Source organism: Methylosinus sp. R-45379, assembly GCF_001644125.1.
In the GTDB taxonomy this organism is placed as follows: Bacteria; Pseudomonadota; Alphaproteobacteria; order Rhizobiales; family Beijerinckiaceae; genus Methylosinus.
In genome coordinates, this window is record NZ_LUUM01000167.1 from 1 (window position 1) to 2,306 (window position 2,306).

Below are 2,306 nucleotides of genomic sequence, written 5' to 3' on the forward strand. Positions count from 1 at the left end.
GAATTCGGCGCGACGGCGCTCCGCATCGCGACCTCGCCCCTCACTCTGCTGGCTGCGGGATTGGCCGCGGCGTCTTACGCCACCTATCAATTCGCGCAGCAGCAGACCGCGCTCGAGCGCGCGCTCAACGGCGTCGGGCGGGGAGCTGGCGTCTCCGCGGACGGCCTCCGCGCGCTCGGCGTCTCGGGCGCCGCCCGTGGCGGCATATAGTCGGGCCAGGGGATCGAGCTTGCCGGCCAGCTCGCCGGAACGGGCCGCATCGGCGGCGATCTCATGCCGGGGATCATCGGCTCGGCGCAGCGCTATTCCCGCGCCTTCGGCCTCGATCTCGCCGACGCCGGCAAGGAATTGGGCCAAGCCTTCGCGGACCCGACCAGAGGCGCCGAGGAGCTGGACAAGCGGCTCGGCTTCCTCGACGATCGCACCAAGACGCTGATCCGTGATCTGCAAGAACAGGGCAATATTCTCGGCGCGCAAAAATCGTTGTTTGACGCCTATAAGGATTCTCTCGACAGGACCAAAGATACGACGTGGAGTTGGTCGAAGGCGATCGACTATATCGTTGGGAAGCTATCGGATATTCCGCAGGCGTTACAGCGGTTCGCCGATCCGTCGACCGAGCAAAAGCTCGATCGCCTCGTCAAGCTGCGCGATTCTCTCGACACGGTGCCGAAGCTCGGGATCGCCGGAATGCTCGGCATGTCGGCGCCGGGGCATAGCGCCTATCTCGATCAGCAGATCGCCGATTTGCAGCGCCAGCGCGACGCCGAGCGGGAAAAAGCCGCGCGCGCCGCGGCCGATCTAGAGTCGACGCGCCGCTCCAACGAGGCCAGCGATATCGTCCGCGGCGTCCTGCCGGAGATCGGCGAGCGCCAGAGCCTCGTCAATCGCCGCGGCAATCTCGCCAGCGCGCTCGGCGACCCGGAGACGCTCCGCAAAATGGGCGTCTCCGCCGATCAGGCGACGCATGCGCTCGCCAATCTCGACTATCAGGTCACGAATTGGCGGACATCGGTCCAAAAGGCCGCAGAGGACAGCGCGCTCGCGACGAAGCAGTCCGAGGCTTGGACCTTCGCCGAACGCGCGGCTGTCGCCGCGGAGCAGGCAAGGATTTCCGTTGTTCGCCAAGGGGGTGACGCGGCACTCGAAGCGGCGGAAAAGGAAAAGGCGCGCAATGCGCTCATCGCCGAGGGGAACAAGAAGGCGTCCGACCTTCTCAAAGGGGCCACCGATGAGGAGGCGCTTCGAGGCCTCTCGCCCTATGCGGCGGCCCGTGCGCGCGTGCTGCAACAGACTCGGGATTTCCGCGAGCAATATGTCCCGGAGAAGGGCGATCTCGCCCCCTATGTCGCGCCACTGCGCAGCGGCTTTACGGCGGCCGGCTCCGCGGCGACGCATCTCGCGGATGTGCTCAATGGGGCAGCGGCGCGCATCGGCGCCGCGCCCTCCGGCTCGGCGCTTCCCTTCTTCGCTGGCGGCGCCGCGCCGAGCGGCGCCGACCCGCGCGGGATGTCCGGCTATATCCGCGAGCGGGCCTCGGCCTATGGAATCGACCCCGATATCGCGCTCCGCGTCGCCCGCTCGGAGGGGCTGCGCGACTTCAACGGCGACTATACGAACGGGCGCCCGACCAGCTTCGGCGCTTTGCAGTTGCACACCGGCGGCGGCATAGGCGACGAATTCCGCCGCGACACCGGCCTCGATCCGAGCAACCCCGCGAATGAGAAAGCGACGATCGATTATGCGCTGAAGGTCGCGGCGCAACGCGGCTGGGGGCCGTGGCACGGGGCCGCTAAAGTCGGGATCGGCAATTTCGAAGGGATCAGCGGCGCGGCGAATGACAACAGCGTCCCGGCGCTGAAATCGACGGCCGGCGTCGATATCTCCGGCTATGAGCAGAAAAAGCTCGCTGGCGTCGATTACGATTACACAAGCGCCAAGATCAAGCAGCTCGATCAGGACCTCGCCGCGCAGAACGCCACGCTCGATAAGTCGATCGCGACATGGGGCATGACGGAAGGCGCGATTGCCCGCGCCGCCAAAGAGCAGGAGCTTATTAACGAGTTCACGGCCGCGGCGCCGGAAAAGCTCGATGCGATGATGCCGGAAATCCAGCGCGTCGCGCAAGGTTATGGCGATCTCGCCCAGCGCGCCGCCGATGCGAAGAAGTCGCACGACGAGCTCGTCTCCACCATGGATAATGTCCGCTCCACCTCCCGCGAGGCGCTGGGAACATTCGTCAGCGATCTGCGCCAAGGCAAGTCCGGCGCGGAAGCGCTGCGAGACACGCTGTCCAAGGTCGAGGA

At 66.3% G+C, this 2,306-nt stretch carries 1 pseudogene; it reads left to right on the top strand.

Going from position 1 to position 2,306, the window contains the following annotated elements:
* Nucleotides 1–60: 60 nt before the first annotated feature.
* A pseudogene (locus tag A1351_RS07845) lies at nucleotides 61–2,306 on the top strand (phage tail length tape measure family protein); the annotation flags it as partial.